Here is a 17,470-nt window from a genome sequence, read left to right as displayed (position 1 = left end):
CCCTGAATCAGGGCTGTTTCAGCAACGGGGCCAGCATCCGGTCGAGGTCCTCGCGGGTGATTTCGCCGACCGCTCGGGCTTCGATGCGCCCGCGGCGATCCACCACCAGCGTCACCGGCAGGCCCTGACCGGCGCGCAGTTGATCCTGCACCCGCATGACCGCGCTGGTGTCGGCCAGGACCGGGTAGTTGATCTCGTACTCCTGCGCGAAGCGGGCCGCGGTGTCGGCGTCATCCATGGCCAGGCCGATGATCTGCACGTCGTGGTCAGTCAGGTCGCGCTGTGCGGCGATCAGCATGGGCACTTCCTCGCGGCAGGGCTTGCACCAGGTGGCCCAGAAGTTGACCACCCGGATCTTGCCGGCCCAGCTTTCCAGGGTTTTCGGTTCGCCGTCGAGATCCGCGATCGCCACGTCCGGCAGTTCCAGCGGCGGCGTCATCAGTAGCCAGGCGATCAACCCGCCCCCTGCCAGCAGCAGGGCCAGGCCGACCAGCCAACTGGCGGTGCGGCGGCTCACGGCGAGACCGCGTCGCGCAGGCGCCGGACGAAGCCGGCGGTATCGGTTTCGCCAATCAGCCGGTAGTCGCGGCGTTCCTCGCCGTCGGCGCCGATGAACAGGATGGTGGGTGGCCCGACGACCCCGAATTCCCGCATCAGGGCGCGTTGTCCGCTGGTGTAATCGGTCACGTCGAGTTGCAGCGCCGCCACCCCGTCCAGCGCATTGCCGACCTCGGGCTGGTTGAACACGCGGTGTTCCATGTTGACGCATTCCACGCACCAGTCGGCGTAAAAGTCGACCACCGCGGGCTGGCCGTCGTTGGCAGCCTGCGCCATCGCCTGCCGCAGGGCGTCGCTGCTTTGAAGGCGGGTGAATGGACTGGCGTCGGGATTGGCAGCAGAAGCCGTGGACCCGCCGCCGGTGAACGGCGCCAGCGGCCGCAGCGGGTCGCCTGCGCCACCGCTGGCGCCCACGATCAGCACCGCGGCGTAGATCAGCGCCAGCAAGCCGGCGCCCTGGCGCAGGCTGTGGGCGCCGGCGGCGCCACCGAAGGCACCCAGGTGTGCCCCATAGCCGGCAAATAGCCCGGCCCAAAGCACCAGTTCGATCGGGCCCGGCACAATGCGCCCCAGCAGCCAGATGGCCACGCCCAGCAGGATGACGCCGAACAGCGCGTTGATATGCTGCATCCACTGTCCGGCACGCGGCAGCACGCCACCGCCCACCGTGCCGAGCACGATCAGCGGCAGACCCATGCCCAGGCCCAGGCAGAACAGGGCCAGGCCGCCCAGCAGCGCGTCACCGCTGGTGCTGATGTAGAGCAGGGCCCCGGCCAGCGGCGGGGCCAGGCAGGGACCCACGATCAGTGCTGAAACGAAGCCCATGAGACCGGCGCCGGCGAGGCCGCCGCGATCGCGCCCCACCGCGGACAGGCGAGCCTGCAGCCCGGCCGGTAGCTGTAGTTGGTAGAAGCCGAACATGGCCAGCGACAGTGCCAGGAACACCAGCGCGAACGGGGCCACCACCCAGGGCGATTGCAGCGCCGCCTGGAGGTTGAGGCCGCTGAGTGCCGCGATTACGCCGAATACCGTGTACGCGGCCGCCATGGCCAGCACATAGGCCGATGACAGCAGCAATCCCCGCCAGGGCCCGACCGCGCCGGACTGGCCGACGATGATGCCCGACAGGATCGGAATCATCGGCAGCACGCAGGGGGTGAAGGCCAGCAGCAGGCCGAGGCCGAGGAACGTGGCCAGGGTCCACAGCCGCCCGTCGCCGCTCAGGGTATCGGCCAGCCGGTCCTGTTCCGCGCGGAAACCGGTCGATGGCGGGTCCGGGGAGGGCGATGCGGTGCTGCCGTCGGCGAGTGCAATTTCACGGGTTTCCGGCGGGTAGCAGAGGCCGGCGTCGGCGCAGCCCTGGTAGGTGACCGCCACGCGGGCATCGTCGCCGATGTCTCCCTCGATCGGAATTTCCACCGACAGTGAGCGGCGGTAGGTTTCCACTTCGCCGAAGAACTCGTCTTCATGGACCTCGCCGTCCGGAATCTCCGGATCGCCCAGGCGCAGATCGTTATCGCCGACCGGTTCGAAGGCGAGGGCGTGACGGTACAGGTAGTAGTCCTCGGCGATCTGCCAATGCAGGGTCAGCTTGTTCTCGGCGGGCTCGGCATCCAGCACGAAAGCTTCGTCCACCGGGAGGAAGTCGCGATTGCTGTTCTGCAGCAGCCCCGACTGACCGAATGCGAGGGCGCTGATCGTCAGCAGAAGCAGCGCCAGGCCGGCTCTCGATACCTTCATGTGGGTTCCGTGGTCTCCTTGACCCATTGCAGATAGCCGTCCAGTCCGTTCGCGGCTCGGACCGCGAGGATCTCGGGGAGTTCGTCCGGATGCAGTGCCAGCACCCGGGTTTTCAGCGACTCGAAGCGGTCCGCCGTGGTCTTGATCAGCAGCAGAAGTTCTTCGTCCACCTCTACCTGACCCTGCCAGCGGTAAACCGATTGCAGACCGGGTACGACATTGACGCAGGCCGCCAGTTGTTCCTCCACCAGGGTGCGCGAAATCTTGTTGGCTACGGCCGGCGCCGGACAGGTGACGTGGACGATATAAACCGTCGTATCGCGGGTTTCGGTCACGGATGAAACCTGTTGCCGTTGAAAGGGTAGCCGCGGATGGTAGGAAGACCTGGTCCCTTTGTCACTAAAGATATAACCATGACATTGGTTGAAAAGCGCGGCATATGCCCTTAAACCAGCGGTCCGGGCAGCAACATACAACCGATGGAGTAATCCCATGGCACTGCGACTTGGCGACACCGCGCCGGATTTCGAAGCCGATACCACCGAAGGCCGCATCCGTTTTCACGACTGGATCGGGGATTCCTGGGTGGTTTTCTATTCTCACCCCGCCGATTTCACGCCGGTCTGCACCACCGAACTTGGCGAGACGGCGCGCCTGAAGGCCGAGTTCGACAAGCGCAACGCCAAGGCGATCGTGCTGTCGGTGGACTCGGTGGAAGACCATCGCGCCTGGTCGGGTGACATCGAGGAAACCCAGGGCAGCGCGGTGAACTTCCCGATCATCGCCGATCCGGATCGCAAGGTTTCCGAACTCTACGACATGATCCATCCGGGGGCGGGCGACACCTCCACGGTGCGGTCGGTGTTCGTCATCGACCCGAACAAGAAGGTTCGCATGACCATGACCTACCCGAAGAGCGCTGGCCGCAACTTCGCTGAAATCCTGCGGGTGATCGATTCGATCCAGCTGACCGACGGCCACAAGGTGGCTACGCCGGTGAACTGGCAGGCCGGCGAGGACGTGATCATTCTGCCAACGCTGTCAGACGACGAGGCGCGCGAGCACTTTCCCGATGGCTGGAAGGAACTCAAGCCCTACCTGCGCGTGACCCGGCAGCCGGGCTGATCACGGTCGGTCTCGTGCCTGCATGACGGGGCGCCCGAGGCGGGCGCCCCTTTTTTGTGGGCGCTCATGAAGCGGGCATAATAGCCCGCTTTCCCCACGCTACCGGGAGTTTCCAGATGGGCCAGAGTGACGAGCGCAAGCGCCGCAGCAGCGTGATCACGCAGGGGCTGGCGCGCGCGCCCAATCGCGGCATGCTGCGCGCAATGGGCTATTCCGACGCCGACTTCGACAAGCCGATCGTCGGGGTGGCCAACGGCTACTCGACCATCACCCCCTGCAATGTCGGGCTCAATGCGCTGACCGACCGCACCGTCGAGGCGCTGGAAACTGGCGGGGCCAAGGCCCAGACCTTCGGCACCATCACCGTGTCCGACGGCATTTCCATGGGCACGCCGGGCATGAAGTATTCGCTGGTATCGCGCGAGGTGATCGCTGATTCCATCGAGACCGCCTGCCAGGCCGAGAGCATGGATGGCGTGGTGGCCCTGGGCGGCTGCGACAAGAACATGCCGGGCGCCATGATCGCCATGGCCCGCATGAACATCCCCGCCATCTTCGTCTATGGCGGCACCATCAAGCCGGGCAAGCTGGATGGGGAGGACCTCAACCTGGTGTCGATCTTCGAGGCGGTGGGCCAGTTCTCGGCCGGCACCATCGACAACGAGCGGTTGCGGGCGGTGGAATGCAATGCCTGCCCCGGCGCCGGCTCCTGTGGCGGCATGTATACGGCCAACACCATGTCCAGCGCGTTCGAGACCATGGGCATGAGCCTGCCGTATTCCTCCACCATGGCGGCGGAGGACGACGAGAAGGGCGAGAGTGCCGCCGCGTCGGCCCGCGTCCTGGTTCAGGCAATCGAACAGGATATTCGGCCGCGCGACCTGCTCACCCGGAAGGCGTTCGAGAATGCCATCGCGGTCATCATGGCGCTGGGCGGTTCCACCAATGCGGTGCTGCACCTGCTGGCGATCGCCCACGCGGCGGAAGTCGAACTGAGCATCGACGATTTCGAACGCATCCGCGGACGGGTGCCGGTGCTGTGCGATCTCAAGCCCTCGGGCCGCTACCTCACCGTGGACTTGCACGCCGCGGGCGGCGTGCCGCAGGTGATGAAGATGCTGCTCCATGCCGGATTGCTGCACGGAGACTGCCGGACCATCACCGGCGCGACTCTGGCCGAGGTACTGGCCGAGGTACCGAACGAGCCGCCGGCCGGGCAGGGCGTGATCCGGCCGATGAACGACCCGGTCTATGCGGCCGGCCACCTCGCCATTCTGAAGGGCAACCTGGCCGAGGAAGGCGCCGTGGCCAAGATCACCGGCCTGAAGAAGGCCGCGATCACCGGCCCGGCGCGGGTGTTTGATTCCGAGGAAGAGGCGATGGGCGCCATCCTGGAGGATCGCATCCGGGCCGGCGACGTGGTGGTGATTCGCTACGAAGGGCCGAAAGGCGGACCGGGCATGCGGGAAATGCTGTCGCCCACGTCGGCGCTGATCGGCCGCGGGCTGGGCGACAAGGTCGGCCTGATCACGGATGGCCGCTTCTCCGGCGGCACCTACGGCATGGTGGTGGGCCACGTGGCGCCTGAGGCCGCCGTGGGCGGGGGCATTGCGCTGGTCGAGGAGGGCGACACCATCACCATCGACGCCGACCGCCGGCTGCTTCGGCTCGAGGTCGACGATGTCGAGTTCGAGCGCCGTCGCGCGGCCTGGCAGGCACCGGCACCGCGGGTGACCCGTGGCGTGCTGGCCAAGTATGCGCGGCTGGTGTCGACCGCCAGCCGGGGTGCTGTTACCGACTGATTCGCCGTCGGATTTATTGGCTGGTCCGCCAACGAAAAGGCCCGGCCCGCGAAACGCGGACCGGGCCTGATCAACCCACCGGTGATCGACTACTCGTCGATGACGTGCAGTTCCACGCGGCGGTTTTCGGCACGACCGGCCGGGTTGTCACTGCCGTCCGGCTGGGTGTTCGGCGCCACCGGGCGCGTCTCACCGAAGCCGCGAGTCACCATGCGGCTGGCAGCGATGCCGTTGTCCACCAGGTAGGCTTTCACCGAATCGGCCCGGTCCTGAGACAACTCGAGGTTGTACTCGTTGGAACCGATGCTGTCGGTGTGGCCTTCGATGCGAACATCAATGCCGTCCGCTGACGTGAGCGCATTGACCACGTTATCGAGCCGGCTTTCCGCACCAGCGGTGAGCTTCGCCGAGTTGAATTCGAACTTCACGCCCTTCAGCACGATCGGCGCGTCCTTTTCCACCGGGCAGCCGACTGAGTCCACTTCCGTGCCGGCCGGTGTTCCCGGGCACTCATCGTTGGCGTCGATCACGCCGTCGCCGTCGGAATCCTTCGGCTCGGGTTCGGCCTGCGCCACCTTGTCGCCGCATTCTTCGCGCGGCTCTTCCTTGGGCGCGTTCGGCGTATACCAGCATTCACCGTCCGCATTCACCCAGACTTCACCGTCCGGATTGGTCCAGTAGGCGCCATCGCCGCCCGAGTGGTTGTCTGCCAGCGCGCTGGTTGCCGGCAACCCCATCAAGGCCCCCGAGCAGGCAACCGCCGCGAATCCCTTGACCAGTGTCCAATTCCCCATGAGTCCTCCACCATTTTTTTGTGCGAGCAACATGACCTTATCGGCAAACGAAGCCGGAGACAATTGGAGATTTCATGCCTGCCCCGAAACGGGGCAGGCTCTGCCGCATTAGCTCTCAGGAAGCCTTGCGCTCGGCCGCGGTGCCGTCCAGGCGGAAGAATGCGCGTGCGGTCGCGCTGGTGCTGCGGGCCAGCGCCTCGGGCATGGCCCCCCGGGCTTCGGCCAGCCGCGCGAGTACGTGGGGCAGATGCATGGGCTCGTTGCGCCGGGTACGCGGTTTCGGGTGAATGCTGCGGGGCATCAGATAGGGGGCGTCGGTCTCGATCATCAGCCGCTCGGCGGGCACGCTATCGACGATATCCAGCAGATGATGGCCGCGGCGCTCGTCGCAGATCCAGCCGGTAATGCCGATATGACAGTCCAGGTCGAGACATTCGAACAGGGCGCGGCGGTCGGCGGTGAAGCAGTGCACCACGCAATCGCCCAGCGCGTCGCGGTGTTCCCGCAGCACCGAAATGAAGCGGTCGTGAGCGTCCCGCTGGTGCAGAAAAACGGGCAGACCGGTGGCCGCCGCGATCTCGAGCTGCCGGGCAAACACGCGTTCCTGGGTGGCTCGCGGGCACAGGTCACGGAAGAAATCCAGTCCGGTTTCGCCCACCGCCACGATCCGGCCGTCGCGCGCGGCTGCGGTAATCTGCGCATACAGATCGGAGTCGGCCTGATCGGCATGATGCGGGTGCAGCCCGGCGGTGGCATGCAGCCGACCCGGGTAGGCGCGCGCCAGCTCGGCGGCACGGCCATTGCTGGTGGCATCCGAGCCGGTGACCACGATCTGTGACACGCCCGCCTCGCGGGCCCGGTCGAGCACCGCGTCCAGGTCAGCGTCAAAGCTTTCGTGCGCCAGATTGGCGCCGATGTCGATCAGGTCGTCCATGCCGTCGGCATCCCGTCGGTAGTGGAGGGCAGGGGACCGGCAGGTGTGGCGGCGGCCCGCCCGGAATCAGGGGCCCTGGCAGGCCGGCGGGCGGTCCGGGCCGTCGCAGTTGATGTCGTTGGCGGGGGCGCCGGCACCGCCGGGTTCCCGATCGCCTTCGTCGATGGCGCCGTCCACCACCAGAAACAGCAGAACCGCGCCGCTGGCTGCCAGCGCGACGGTGCCGATGTTGTTCTTGAGGTAGTCGACCACGCCGCCGGATTCGTCATCCTGGCGCAGGATCAGCTCGCGCGAGACGATCGGCGCACCGCCCAGCCGGATGTGGTCGAAGCCGTTACCGTCCAGCTGCCATTCCACCAGTGCGGCATCCCGCCCCTGTTGCGCCACCCGCCAGTCGTGGTCTAGGCGCAGCCCGTACTTGAGGCCGGCGGCGTCGGTGTTGGCGGGGCTGTCGAAGCCGAAGCTCAGATACAGCGATGCATTTGTGCCGTAATCGAACTCGGCGGCCGCGCCGCCGGATGCGCCGAGACAGACCGCCCCGATAGCCACAATCCGTTTCCACATGGTGTTCCCCTCCCCCTCGAACCGGTCATGCACCGGTAACTGTTTTATTCACTTGGGTATCGAGGTTAGCGGCGCGCTGAACCTCTGGCAAGACGCATTGTCGGACCGCGATCGGCACCCGGCTGCGGGCCCCGGGGCAGGCGATGGCCCCGGTAGGCCTCGCAGCTTGCGGTGACTTGCTACAATCTCGCGCCTTTTCCGTTTGGCTGTCTGGTGGGCTATGGGGCTTATGTCGTCGCGCGTATCTCTTGCCGTGTTGCTGGTTTTCGTGGTCACCGCCGCCTCGGCGGCGGATCGCTATGTCAGCGACGAACTTTCCATCAATCTGCGGCGCGGGCCGGGCAACGACTACCGCATTACGCAGCTGCTGGACGCCGGCGAACCGGTGACGGTCATCGAGACCGGCGACGGCTGGACCCATGTCCGCACGGAAGGCGGCTCGGACGGCTGGGTGCTGACCCGTTTCCTGTCGAACGAGCCGGCCGCCCGCACCCAGCTTGCGGAGATGCGCGAGCGGGTGGCGGAACTGGAGCAGAGCAATGCCTCGCTGCGGGAGGAGTTGTCGGAGGCACTGGAGGGCTCTTCCGAACTGGGCTCGCTGAAGGAAGAGCTGATCGCCGAGAACAAGTCGCTCAAGCAGGAACTCAGCCAGATCAAGGAAGCGTCCGCCAACGCCATCCGGATCAATCGCGAGAACCAGGAATTCCGCGAGCAGATCCTGTCGATGGAAAGCGAGGTCGAGCGCCTGCGCCACGAGAATCAGGCCCTGCAGAGCCGGCGTGACGGCATGAAGGTGGGTGCCATCATCCTCCTGGCAGGTGTACTGCTCGGGCTGGTGCTGCCGCTGTTCCGGCGGCGTTCCCGCAATAGCTGGGATTCGATCTAGCGCGGCCTTCCCCAACGGCCGCATCCGCGCCGTCAATCGAGATCATCGATGGAACATCAGCTCGGCCATACCCTGGTTCTGATCGTCTTTCTGGGCGTGTTCTCCCAGTGGGCGGCGTGGTGGCTGCGCATGCCCGCCATCGTGCTGTTTCTGGTGTCCGGCGTGCTCGCCGGGCCCGTGCTGGGGCTGGTGGATCCCAGCGCCGACTTCGGGGATATCCTGCGGCCGGTGGTCGGGCTGGCGGTGGCGGTGATCCTGTTTGAGGGCGGGCTGAGCCTGCACTGGCACGAATTCCGCGAAGCCGCGGCCGGGGTGAAACGGCTGATCACCGTGGGCGCGGCCCTGACCTGGACCTTCGCCAGCACGGCGGCCTATTTCATCGGTGGCCTGTCGCTGCCGGTGTCGCTGGTATTCGGGGCGATCCTGATTGTCACCGGGCCCACCGTAATCATTCCCATGCTGCGTCAGGCCGGCCTGAACCGCCGGACGGCGTCGTACCTGAAGTGGGAAGGCATCATCAACGACCCCATCGGCGCGCTGCTGGCGGTGCTGGTATTCCAGTATTTCGTGGTCACCGGCGACACCAGCAACGGCGCCCAGGTGTTCGTCGATCTGGGCTGGGCCCTGCTGGTGTCACTGGTCATGGGCGCCGGCACCGGCTACGCGCTGGGCTGGGCGTTCAACCGCACGCTGGTGCCGGAATACCTCAAGGCACCGGCCACCTTCGCGCTGGTGCTGGTGATTTACACCCTCGCCAACATGGTGTTTGCCGAGGCCGGCCTGCTGGCGGTCACGGTCATGGGCATGGTGATGGGCAACATGCAGATCGCCGGCATGGTCGAACTGCGGCGGTTCAAGGAATACATCACCATCCTGATGGTGGCCGTGGTGTTCGTCGTGCTCACGGCCGATCTCGATCCCCAGGTGCTGTCGCATCTGGACTGGCACGCCGCCGCCCTGGTGCTGGCGGTGATGTTCGTGGTGCGGCCGGCGGCCGTGCTGCTGTCCACCATGTTCTCCGGCATGGATTGGCGCGACCGGGTGCTGCTGGCCTGGATCGCCCCGCGCGGCATCGTGGCAGCGGCGGTGGCCGGTGTGTTCGGGCCGTTCATGGTCGAGGCCGGCTACGACGGGGCCGAGCTGCTGCTGCCGCTGATCTTCGCAGTGGTGTTCTCCACCGTGATCCTGCACGGTTTTACCCTCGGCCGGCTGTCCCGCTGGCTGCGATTGTCCGCCGACCCCCATGGGGTGCTGATCGTCGGCGCCTCGCCCTGGACCACGGAACTGGCCCGGGCGCTGACCAACGAACTGAATGTATCGACCCTGCTGGTGGATTCCAGCTGGCACCGGCTTCGTCAGGCCCGGCTGGCCGGCGTGCGGGTGCTGTACGGGGAAGTGCTGTCGGATCAGATCCAGCAATCCCTGGAGTTGAACGAAATCGCCTGTCTGCTTGCGGCCACCAGCAACGATGCCTACAACGCGCTGGTTTGCAATGCTTTCTCGAAAAACCTGGAGCACGACCGCGTGTTCCAGCTGCCGATGTACGCCGCCGACCAGAGCAACGAGGCCAAGCTGGTGGCCCAGCCGCTGCGGGGCCGGCCGGCGTTTCACGAGAACGCCCAGTACGAGGAGCTGTGGCGCCGGCACTTCCAGAACTGGCAGTTCTTCAAGGCCAAGCTCAGCGACACCTACGGCTACGAGGATTTCCGGCGCGACCTGCCGCCGGAAGCTTTCGTGATCGCGGTGCTCTACCAGGACGGCATCCTGCTGTTCCGGCCGGCGTACCGGAACGGCCACCGCCCGTCGGCGGGCGATACCATCGTCTACTACGCGCCGCGCCGTTCGCAGACCACGCGGCCGGATGACACGGAAGACGCTGACGATGCGGATGCCGGCGATAAGCCCGACGCCTGAATGATGGCCTGGCCCGACCGCAATCAGCGCCGGGAGGTCAGCCTGCCGGGGCCGGCGGGAAATCTGGCCGCGACTGTCGAAACCGCTGCCGAGGCGTCGCAAGGCAGCGCCGTTATCTGCCACCCGCACCCGCTGCATGGCGGCACGCGCCAGAACAAGGTGGTCACCACCCTCGGCCGGGCTGCCCGGGCGGCCGGATTCGATACGCTGCGATTCGATTTTCGCGGTGTGGGCGACAGCGAGGGTGAGCATGACCACGGCGTTGGCGAACAGGACGATTGCCGGGCCGCCATCGCCCATGCCCGGGAGGCATCCGGCGGGTTGCCGATCGTACTGATGGGATTTTCCTTTGGCGCGGCTACGGCGTTGCGGGTTGCGGGCGCCGACGGTGCCAAGGCGCTGGTCACGGTCGGGCTGCCGGCCGGCTATTTCGAGGACAAACTGCCGACGCCGGATTGCCCCTGGCTGGCGGTGCACGGCAGTGCGGACGAGATCGCCGATCCGGAAGCGGCACGCGCGGCGCTGACCGGGTTGATGACACCGCCGCAGATGCACTGGATGCCCGAGGCCGGCCACTTCTTTCACGGCCGTCTGGGCGAGCTTAAACAGGTGGTCAGCGACTTCCTGCTGGCGGAGCCGGTGTGAGTGCCCTGCGGTGGCTGGTCCCGACCCTGCTCTGGCTGGTAGTTGGGCCGGCGATGGCAGACCGGGTCGATCTCGGCCGCTTCTCTCGCGGCGAGACCGATGGCTGGCAGACCCGCGGCTTCGACGATATCCCCGCCAGCGACTACGAACTGGTGGAAAAGGACGGGCGCCGGGTGTTGCGCGGGCAATGCGATGATAGCGCCTCCGTATTCGGCACCGAACAGCGCATCGACCTCGAGCGCACGCCGTATCTGCACTGGTCCTGGCAGATCGATGACGTGTACGCCGATCTGGATGAGCGCACCCGGGCCGGGGATGATTTCCCCGCCCGAGTGTACGCGGTAATCGACGGTGGCTGGCGCATCTGGCGCACCCGCGCCATCAACTACGTCTGGGCCAGCCGGGAACCGGTCGGGGCCGCCTGGCCCAACCCGTTCAAGGAACAGGCCATGATGGTCGTGGTCGAAAGCGGGACCGGCGGCTGGCAGCACGAAGTACGCGATGTCCGGGCCGATTTTCGCGAACACTTCGATCGCGATACCGACCACATCGACGGCATTGCCCTGATGGTGGACTGCGACAACCACGGCGGCCGCGGTCGCGCCTGGTTCGGCGACATTTACCTCAGCGACAGCCCGACAAGGACACACTAGACGTGAATCTGCTGGAACAACTCAAGGCCACGCTGGCCGATCCCGCCACCCGGGATACCGACCCCGAGCACACACGCGAGCTGGCCGCGGCAGTATTGCTGCTGGAAATGGAACACGCCGATCACGACCATGATCCCCGTGAACAGGACGAGATCCGGCGGCTGCTGCGCGAGACCTTTCATCTGACCGACGACGAAGTCGCCGATCTGCTGCAAGCGGCGCGGCCGGCGCAGCAGGAAGCGATCTCCCTGCACCGGTTCATCCAGGTGCTCAACGATGGCATGGACCTGGCCGACAAGCGCCGGGTGCTGGAAATGCTCTGGCGCGTGGCCTATGCCGACGCCCATCTGGACGCGCACGAGGAGCATCTGCTGCGGCATCTGGCCGAGTTGCTGCATCTGCCGCACCGGGAATTCATTCAGGCCAAGCTGGCAGTCCAGGGCGACGCCACCTGACAGCCGTCGGGTCCGGGCGTGTGGCCCGCCTGACTACCGCCGCAGCCGGTAAAGCGCGATTTCACCCAGCAGGTTGGGCAGCAGGCGCATGCCCCAAGTGCTGCGGTGGGCGTGATTGACCATGTGACGCCGCGTAATGTTGATGCCGAGCATGCGGCACAGCCGCTCGAAATCCCGAACCGTGCACAGGTGGATATTGGGGGTGTCGTACCACTCGTCCGGCATTGCCCGGGATATCGGCATCACCCCGCGCAGGGCGATCGACAGGCGCGGTTTCCAGTGGCCGAAGTTGGGGAAGGTCACCACGCTTTCACGCCCGATGCGCAGCATTTCCGCCAGCAGCAGATCGGGGCGCCGCACTTCCTGCAGGGCCGCGGTCATCAGTACCACATCGAAGCTGTCGTCCTCGAACTGGGACAGGCCGTCGTCCAGGTCCAGCTGCAGGACGTTGACGCCCGCCGCCACCGAGGCGATGACGTTATCCGGATTGATCTCCAGCCCGTAACCGGTCACGCCCTGGGTGGCCATCAGCCGTGCCAGCAGGGTGCCGTCGCCGCAGCCGAGATCGAGCACCCGCGCGCCCGGCTCGATCCAGCGGCTGATGATGTCCAGGTCGGCGCGCAGCTCGCCGGTTTCCGATACGGCTGGGTCCGTACTCATACGCCGGCCTCCTCGGCCACCCGGTCGAGGTACCCGTTCAGGGTACGAACGTAGTGGGGCATGGTCAGCAGGAAGTCATCGTGGCCGACATCGGACGTGATCTCGGCGTAACTGACGTGCTTGCCGGCATCAACCAGGGCATCCACGATCTCCCGCGACCGGGCCGGTGAAAAACGCCAGTCCGAGGTGAAGGAAATCACCAGGAAGCGGGCCAGCGCCGGGGCGAAGGCCTGGGCCAGCTTGCCGTCGGCCCGGGCGGCCGGGTCGAAGTAGTCCAGGGCCTTGGTCATCAGCAAATAGGTGTTGGCGTCGAATCGGTCCACGAACGACTGACCCTGATAGCGCAGATAGGACTCCACCTGGAACTCGACATCGAATCCGTAGTTGATCCGGCCGCCGCGCAGATCGCGGCCGAACTTGGCGCGCATGGCCTCGTCGGAAAGATAGGTGATGTGGCCGAGCATCCGGGCCAGCATCAGACCACGTCGCGGCACCACGCCGTGCTCGTAGTAGCGGCCGCCGTGGAACTCCGGATCGGTGACGATAGCCTGTCGGGCGATCTCGTTGAAGGCGATGTTCTGCGCCGATAGTCGCGGCGCCGCGGCGATCACCAGCGCGTGGCGCAGCGCGTCGGGGTAGTCGATCGACCACTGCATCACCTGCATGGCACCGAGGCTGCCGCCGGCCACTGCGGCCCAGCAATCGATGCCCAGGTGTTGTTGCAGCAGGCGTTGCGAGCGCACCCAGTCGGCCACCGTTACCACCGGGAAATCGGGGCCGTAGGGCCGGCCGGTGGCGGGGTTGTGGTCGCCCGGGCCGGTCGATCCCTGGTAACCGCCCAGATTGGCCGGGCAGACCACGAAGAAGCGGTCGGTATCGAAGGGCTTGCCGGGGCCGATGCACTTGTCCCACCAGCCGGGCTTGTCATCGTCCGGGCCGTGGTAGCCGGCGGCATGGTGATTGCCGGATAGCGCATGGCACACGAGGATGGCGTTGCTGCGAGCCGCGTTGAGTTCGCCGTAGGTTTCGTAGACCAGCTCGTAGGGGCCGAAGCTCTTGCCGCAGTCCAGGGGCAGGGGCTCCGCCACCTGCAGGGACTGCGGCGTGACAATGCCGACCGAATTGGAGGACCGGGCGCGTGCCATTCGGTGGGTTACCGGAACAGACCCGGCAGCGGCAGCAGCCGGCTGATCACCTGCAGCCCGATGATTACCACCAGCGGCGAGATGTCGAGCCCGCCGATCGGCGGCACGTACTGGCGCACCGGTCGCAGCAGCGGCTCGTTCACGCTCCACAGCACCGCCGTGGCCGGGGTGTGGTGCCCCGGCGTCAGCCAGCTGGCCAGGGCCTGGATCAGGATGGTGAAGGTGAACAGGTTGCACACCATGACCAGGGTCTTGAGCAGCGCCCACCAGGCGATTGCGACCGGCTGCGCGGCGATTGCCTCCGGATACAGCCAGATATCCACCTGGATGTTGATGGCGCACAGCAGCACCGCCAGGGCCAGCGCCGCCAGGTCGATGTTGCGCCAGCGGGGAATCACCCGAGCCAGCACGCCGACCGGGGGATTGGTGACCTGCCATACGAACTGCGAGATCGGATTGTGGAAATCGGCGCGCGCGATCTGCAGCAGCATCCGCAGCAGCAGCACGATGATGTACAGCGCGAACAGCGTGTCCACCAGGAACATCAGGGCATTGTTGGCATTGCCGGTGGCCATGGGGCTCCCTTGGGCTATTGGTCGGCGATTTGCGCGGCCAGCTCGCGCGAGCGGCCGGCGGCGGCCCGCATGGCCTCCGCCACGAGCAGATCGAAACCGCCTTCGTCGAGAATGGTCAGCGCCCGCTCGGTGGTGCCGCCGGGCGAGGTGACGTTGGTTCGCAGGGTGGTGGGTGAATCGCCGGACTCCACGGCCATGCGGGCGGCACCCAGGGCGGTCTGTCGCACCAGCCGGGCAGCGGTTTCCCGATCCAGGCCGAGTTCCTCGGCGGCCGCCTGCATCGCCTCCATGAAGGCGAAGAAGTAGGCCGGACCGCTGCCGGAGGTGGCGGTGACCGCGTCGAGATCGTCCTCGCGGTCCACCCATAGCGTTTCCCCGGCACCGGCCAGTACGGTTTCGGCGGCCTCGCGCTGGTTGGCATTAACGTGTTCACCGGCGAACAGGGCGGTGACGCCGGCCCCGATCAGCGCCGGGGTGTTGGGCATGCTGCGAACCAGGGGCAGATCGGCGTCCAGCCACCGGGCGAGTGCCGCCAGCGGTACCCCGGCGGCAATGGAAATCACCAGCGGCCGCACCTGTCCGGCCAGCGGCGCCAACTCGCCGACCACGGTGGCCATGATCTGCGGCTTGACCGCCAGTACCCAGATGCTGGCCTGCGGCAACAATTCCGCCGGCGCCGCCGCGGTCCGGACACCGAAACGTTCGGTCAGCGCCGCGCGCTTGTCCGCATCCGGTTCGATCACCGCCACGTCAGCGCCGGGGTGACCGCTGGCCAATAGCCCGCCGATCAGGCTTGTTGCCATGTTTCCACCGCCGATGAACGCGATTGTATCGGGCATACCAGATCGTGAATCAGGACCAGCGCGGCATGATACTGGATGGCCTGCCAGCCTGCCCACACTGCCCGCCGGGCCTGCCTGTTACGATAGCGTTTGCGCCCAATGACGCCCTGACATGGTAACCGACCTGACCGCTGATTCCGTCCGTCCCGAAGCCCAGGCCGTGGACGTGGGTGACGCCGAGTATCTGCGGCGCATCGCCGCGGCCCGGGTGTATGACGTGGCCATCGAGACGCCGCTTGAGCGTGCCGTTCAGTTGTCCGATCGGCTGGGCAACAACGTCCTGCTCAAGCGCGAGGACCTGCAGCCGGTCCACTCCTTCAAGCTGCGCGGGGCCTATAACAAGATTGCGGGCCTGAGCGACGAGCAGCGCGCCCGCGGCGTGATCTGTGCGTCGGCCGGCAACCACGCCCAGGGGGTGGCGTTGTCCGGACAGAAGCTGGGCATCCGCGCGGTGATCGTCATGCCGCGGACCACGCCGTCGATCAAGGTCGCAGCGGTGCGCTCGTTCGGCGGGGAGATCATCCTCCACGGCGACAGCTTCGACGAGGCCGCGGCGCATGCCAATGAACTGGCCGTTCGCGACTCGCTGACCTACGTGCATCCCTACGATGATCCCGAGGTCATCGCCGGCCAGGGCACCATCGGCATGGAGATCCTGCAACAGCATCCGGATGACCTCCACGCCATTTTCTGCTGCGTGGGCGGCGGCGGCCTGATCGCCGGTGTCAGCGCCTACGTGAAAAGCGTGCGGCCGGATATCCGGGTGATCGGGGTGGAACCCGATGACGCCCCCAGCATGACCCGCGCGCTGGAAGCCGGCGAGCGCATCACCCTGGATCACGTGGGGCTGTTCGCCGACGGCGCGGCAGTGCGCTGCGCCGGGGAAGAGCCCTTTCGCGTGGCCCAGCGCTGTGTCGATGCCATGATCACCGTGTCCGCCGACGAGATCTCGGCCGCGGTGCGCGATATTTTCGAGGATACCCGCGCCCTGGCCGAACCGGCCGGCGGCCTGGCCCTGGCCGGCCTGAAGAAATACGTGGCCGAGACCGGGGTCAGCGGTCAGTCGCTGGCAGCGGTCCTGAGTGGTGCCAACGTCAACTTCGATCGCCTGCGCTACATCGCCGAACGGGCCGAACTGGGCGAGCATCGCGAGGCGTTGCTGGCCGTCACCATCCCCGAGCGCCCCGGCGCGTTTCGCGCCTTCTGCCAGGCGCTCGGGGTGCGCGGTATCACCGAATTCAACTACCGCTACTCGGGGCCGGGCGAGGCGCACATCTTCGCCGGCGTCAAGCTCACCGACGGTCCGGCCGAACGCGACCGGATCATCCAGCTACTGGAAGCCGAGGGTTACGCGGTAACCGACCTCAGTGCCAACGAAATGGCCAAGCTGCATGTGCGCTACATGGTTGGCGGGCGGACGTCCGGCGTGGCGGATGAAATGCTGTTCCGGTTCGAGTTTCCGGAACGTCCGGGGGCGCTGCTGAACTTCCTCGACAACGTCGGGGATCGCTGGAACATCTCCCTGTTTCATTACCGCAACCACGGTCACGCCTACGGCCAGGTGCTGGCCGCCATGCAGGTGCCATCGGGCGAGCGCGACGCCTGTCGCGCATCCCTGGACAAACTGGGCTACGAGTACGAGGAAGAGAGCGACAACCCGGCCTACGGCTTTTTCCTGGCCGGCGACTGATCCGGCGCGCGGGCGCCTATTCCAGCGACAGGATGTAGCGCCAGTGCGCCTCGTCCACCGGCATCACCGATAACCGATTGCCGCGGCGGATCAGCGCGAACCCGTCCAGCGCTTCCGGGTGTTCCTTGAGCTCCTTGAGGCTTATCGTGCGTTTCAGGGCTCGCTCGAACCCCACGTCCACGTGGTACCAGCGCGGCTTGTCGGGATCGGACTTCGGGTCGTAGTGGCTGTCGTCCGGGTCGAACGCGGTGGGGTCGGGGTAGGCCTCGCGGGCGATGGTGGCGATGCCGACAATCCCCGGTTCGGCGCAGTTGGAATGGTAAAAGAAGACCTTGTCGCCCTTTTTCATGTCGTCGCGCATGAAGTTGCGGGCCTGGTAGTTGCGTACACCGTCCCAGGGCTCGGTCTGGTCGGGCCGGTTGCGCAGATCCTCGAGACTGAATTCCTCGGGCTCGGACTTCATCAACCAGTAGCGCATGGCTAGAGAC

Annotated in this window: 19 protein-coding genes; 8 read left to right on the top strand and 11 right to left on the bottom strand. The window is 66.5% G+C overall.

The window, feature by feature from the left end; all coding sequences use genetic code 11:
* Positions 1-7 precede the first annotated feature (7 nt).
* The 3 genes from RM531_RS11375 to cutA are packed head-to-tail and all read right to left on the bottom strand — an operon-like array spanning position 8 to position 2,633.
* Positions 8-517 carry a TlpA family protein disulfide reductase gene (locus RM531_RS11375; protein ID WP_311659388.1) on the bottom strand — a complete coding sequence of 170 codons (510 nt, stop codon included), beginning with the start codon at positions 515-517 and terminating at the stop codon, positions 8-10.
* Positions 514-2,298, bottom strand: a complete 1,785-nt coding sequence (gene dsbD, locus RM531_RS11370; protein WP_311659386.1) for a protein-disulfide reductase DsbD — start codon at positions 2,296-2,298, stop codon at positions 514-516. Before dsbD ends, RM531_RS11375 begins: the two co-directional genes overlap by 4 nt.
* Positions 2,295-2,633, bottom strand: coding sequence for a divalent-cation tolerance protein CutA (cutA, locus tag RM531_RS11365; protein WP_311659381.1), 339 nt, complete (start codon positions 2,631-2,633; stop codon positions 2,295-2,297). Before cutA ends, dsbD begins: the two co-directional genes overlap by 4 nt.
* Before the next feature lie 157 nt (positions 2,634-2,790).
* Between cutA and RM531_RS11360 the strand changes: the two genes are divergently transcribed.
* Both RM531_RS11360 and ilvD read left to right on the top strand, forming a co-directional pair.
* On the top strand, positions 2,791-3,423 hold the full coding sequence (locus RM531_RS11360) for a peroxiredoxin (protein ID WP_311659380.1): 633 nt from the start codon (positions 2,791-2,793) through the stop codon (positions 3,421-3,423).
* A gap of 116 nt (positions 3,424-3,539) precedes the next feature.
* A complete protein-coding gene (gene ilvD, locus RM531_RS11355) occupies positions 3,540-5,225 on the top strand; it encodes a dihydroxy-acid dehydratase (RefSeq protein WP_311659379.1) in 1,686 nt (561 codons plus the stop codon).
* An 89-nt stretch (positions 5,226-5,314) separates the two neighbouring features.
* Here the strand turns inward: ilvD and RM531_RS11350 are convergent, their stop codons facing one another.
* From RM531_RS11350 to RM531_RS11340, 3 genes are all read right to left on the bottom strand, one after another.
* A complete protein-coding gene (locus RM531_RS11350) occupies positions 5,315-6,019 on the bottom strand; it encodes an OmpA family protein (protein WP_311659378.1) in 705 nt (234 codons plus the stop codon).
* Between the two features lie 115 nt (positions 6,020-6,134).
* The gene (locus RM531_RS11345; protein ID WP_311659377.1) at positions 6,135-6,953 is read right to left on the bottom strand and encodes a TatD family hydrolase; all 819 of its coding nucleotides are present in this window, start codon (positions 6,951-6,953) and stop codon (positions 6,135-6,137) included.
* Between the two features lie 66 nt (positions 6,954-7,019).
* Positions 7,020-7,517, bottom strand: coding sequence for a hypothetical protein (locus RM531_RS11340; RefSeq protein WP_311659376.1), 498 nt, complete (start codon positions 7,515-7,517; stop codon positions 7,020-7,022).
* Between the two features lie 229 nt (positions 7,518-7,746).
* Between RM531_RS11340 and RM531_RS11335 the strand changes: the two genes are divergently transcribed.
* Genes RM531_RS11335 through RM531_RS11315 form a run of 5 tightly spaced genes read left to right on the top strand, consistent with a single transcriptional unit; the run spans position 7,747 to position 12,070 of the window.
* A complete protein-coding gene (locus tag RM531_RS11335) occupies positions 7,747-8,403 on the top strand; it encodes a TIGR04211 family SH3 domain-containing protein (protein ID WP_311659375.1) in 657 nt (218 codons plus the stop codon).
* 48 nt (positions 8,404-8,451) lie between these two features.
* On the top strand, positions 8,452-10,317 hold the full coding sequence (locus RM531_RS11330) for a cation:proton antiporter (protein WP_311659374.1): 1,866 nt from the start codon (positions 8,452-8,454) through the stop codon (positions 10,315-10,317).
* Positions 10,318-10,962: an alpha/beta hydrolase gene (locus tag RM531_RS11325; RefSeq protein WP_311659373.1), complete on the top strand. Its 645-nt coding sequence runs from the start codon at positions 10,318-10,320 to the stop codon at positions 10,960-10,962.
* Positions 10,959-11,615, top strand: coding sequence for a DUF3047 domain-containing protein (locus RM531_RS11320; RefSeq protein WP_311659372.1), 657 nt, complete (start codon positions 10,959-10,961; stop codon positions 11,613-11,615). The genes RM531_RS11325 and RM531_RS11320 overlap by 4 nt, the downstream gene beginning before the upstream one ends.
* A gap of 2 nt (positions 11,616-11,617) precedes the next feature.
* Positions 11,618-12,070 carry a tellurite resistance TerB family protein gene (locus RM531_RS11315; protein WP_311659371.1) on the top strand — a complete coding sequence of 151 codons (453 nt, stop codon included), beginning with the start codon at positions 11,618-11,620 and terminating at the stop codon, positions 12,068-12,070.
* Positions 12,071-12,103: 33 nt separating this feature from the next.
* Here the strand turns inward: RM531_RS11315 and metW are convergent, their stop codons facing one another.
* Genes metW through proC form a run of 4 tightly spaced genes read right to left on the bottom strand, consistent with a single transcriptional unit; the run spans position 12,104 to position 15,289 of the window.
* Positions 12,104-12,730 carry a methionine biosynthesis protein MetW gene (metW, locus tag RM531_RS11310; RefSeq protein ID WP_349255436.1) on the bottom strand — a complete coding sequence of 209 codons (627 nt, stop codon included), beginning with the start codon at positions 12,728-12,730 and terminating at the stop codon, positions 12,104-12,106.
* A complete protein-coding gene (gene metX, locus RM531_RS11305; RefSeq protein WP_311659370.1) occupies positions 12,727-13,875 on the bottom strand; it encodes a homoserine O-succinyltransferase MetX in 1,149 nt (382 codons plus the stop codon). Before metX ends, metW begins: the two co-directional genes overlap by 4 nt.
* An 8-nt stretch (positions 13,876-13,883) precedes the next feature.
* Positions 13,884-14,420 (bottom strand): YggT family protein, encoded by a 537-nt coding sequence (locus RM531_RS11300; protein WP_432280512.1) that lies wholly within the window; start codon positions 14,418-14,420, stop codon positions 13,884-13,886.
* Between the two features lie 44 nt (positions 14,421-14,464).
* Positions 14,465-15,289, bottom strand: coding sequence for a pyrroline-5-carboxylate reductase (proC, locus tag RM531_RS11295; protein ID WP_311659368.1), 825 nt, complete (start codon positions 15,287-15,289; stop codon positions 14,465-14,467).
* A gap of 115 nt (positions 15,290-15,404) precedes the next feature.
* Here proC and ilvA point away from each other — a divergent pair, with 115 nt between their 5' ends.
* Positions 15,405-16,982 carry a threonine ammonia-lyase, biosynthetic gene (ilvA, locus tag RM531_RS11290; RefSeq protein WP_311659366.1) on the top strand — a complete coding sequence of 526 codons (1,578 nt, stop codon included), beginning with the start codon at positions 15,405-15,407 and terminating at the stop codon, positions 16,980-16,982.
* Between the two features lie 16 nt (positions 16,983-16,998).
* On the opposite strand, the gene RM531_RS11285 is transcribed toward ilvA, so the two are convergent.
* Positions 16,999-17,460 (bottom strand): EVE domain-containing protein, encoded by a 462-nt coding sequence (locus RM531_RS11285; protein WP_311659364.1) that lies wholly within the window; start codon positions 17,458-17,460, stop codon positions 16,999-17,001.
* Between the last annotated feature and the right edge of the window lie 10 nt (positions 17,461-17,470).

The organism is Spectribacter acetivorans (assembly GCF_031846305.1).
In the GTDB taxonomy this organism is placed as follows: domain Bacteria; phylum Pseudomonadota; class Gammaproteobacteria; order Nevskiales; family Salinisphaeraceae; genus Spectribacter; species Spectribacter acetivorans.
This window is presented reverse-complemented; position numbering and strand designations above follow the sequence as displayed.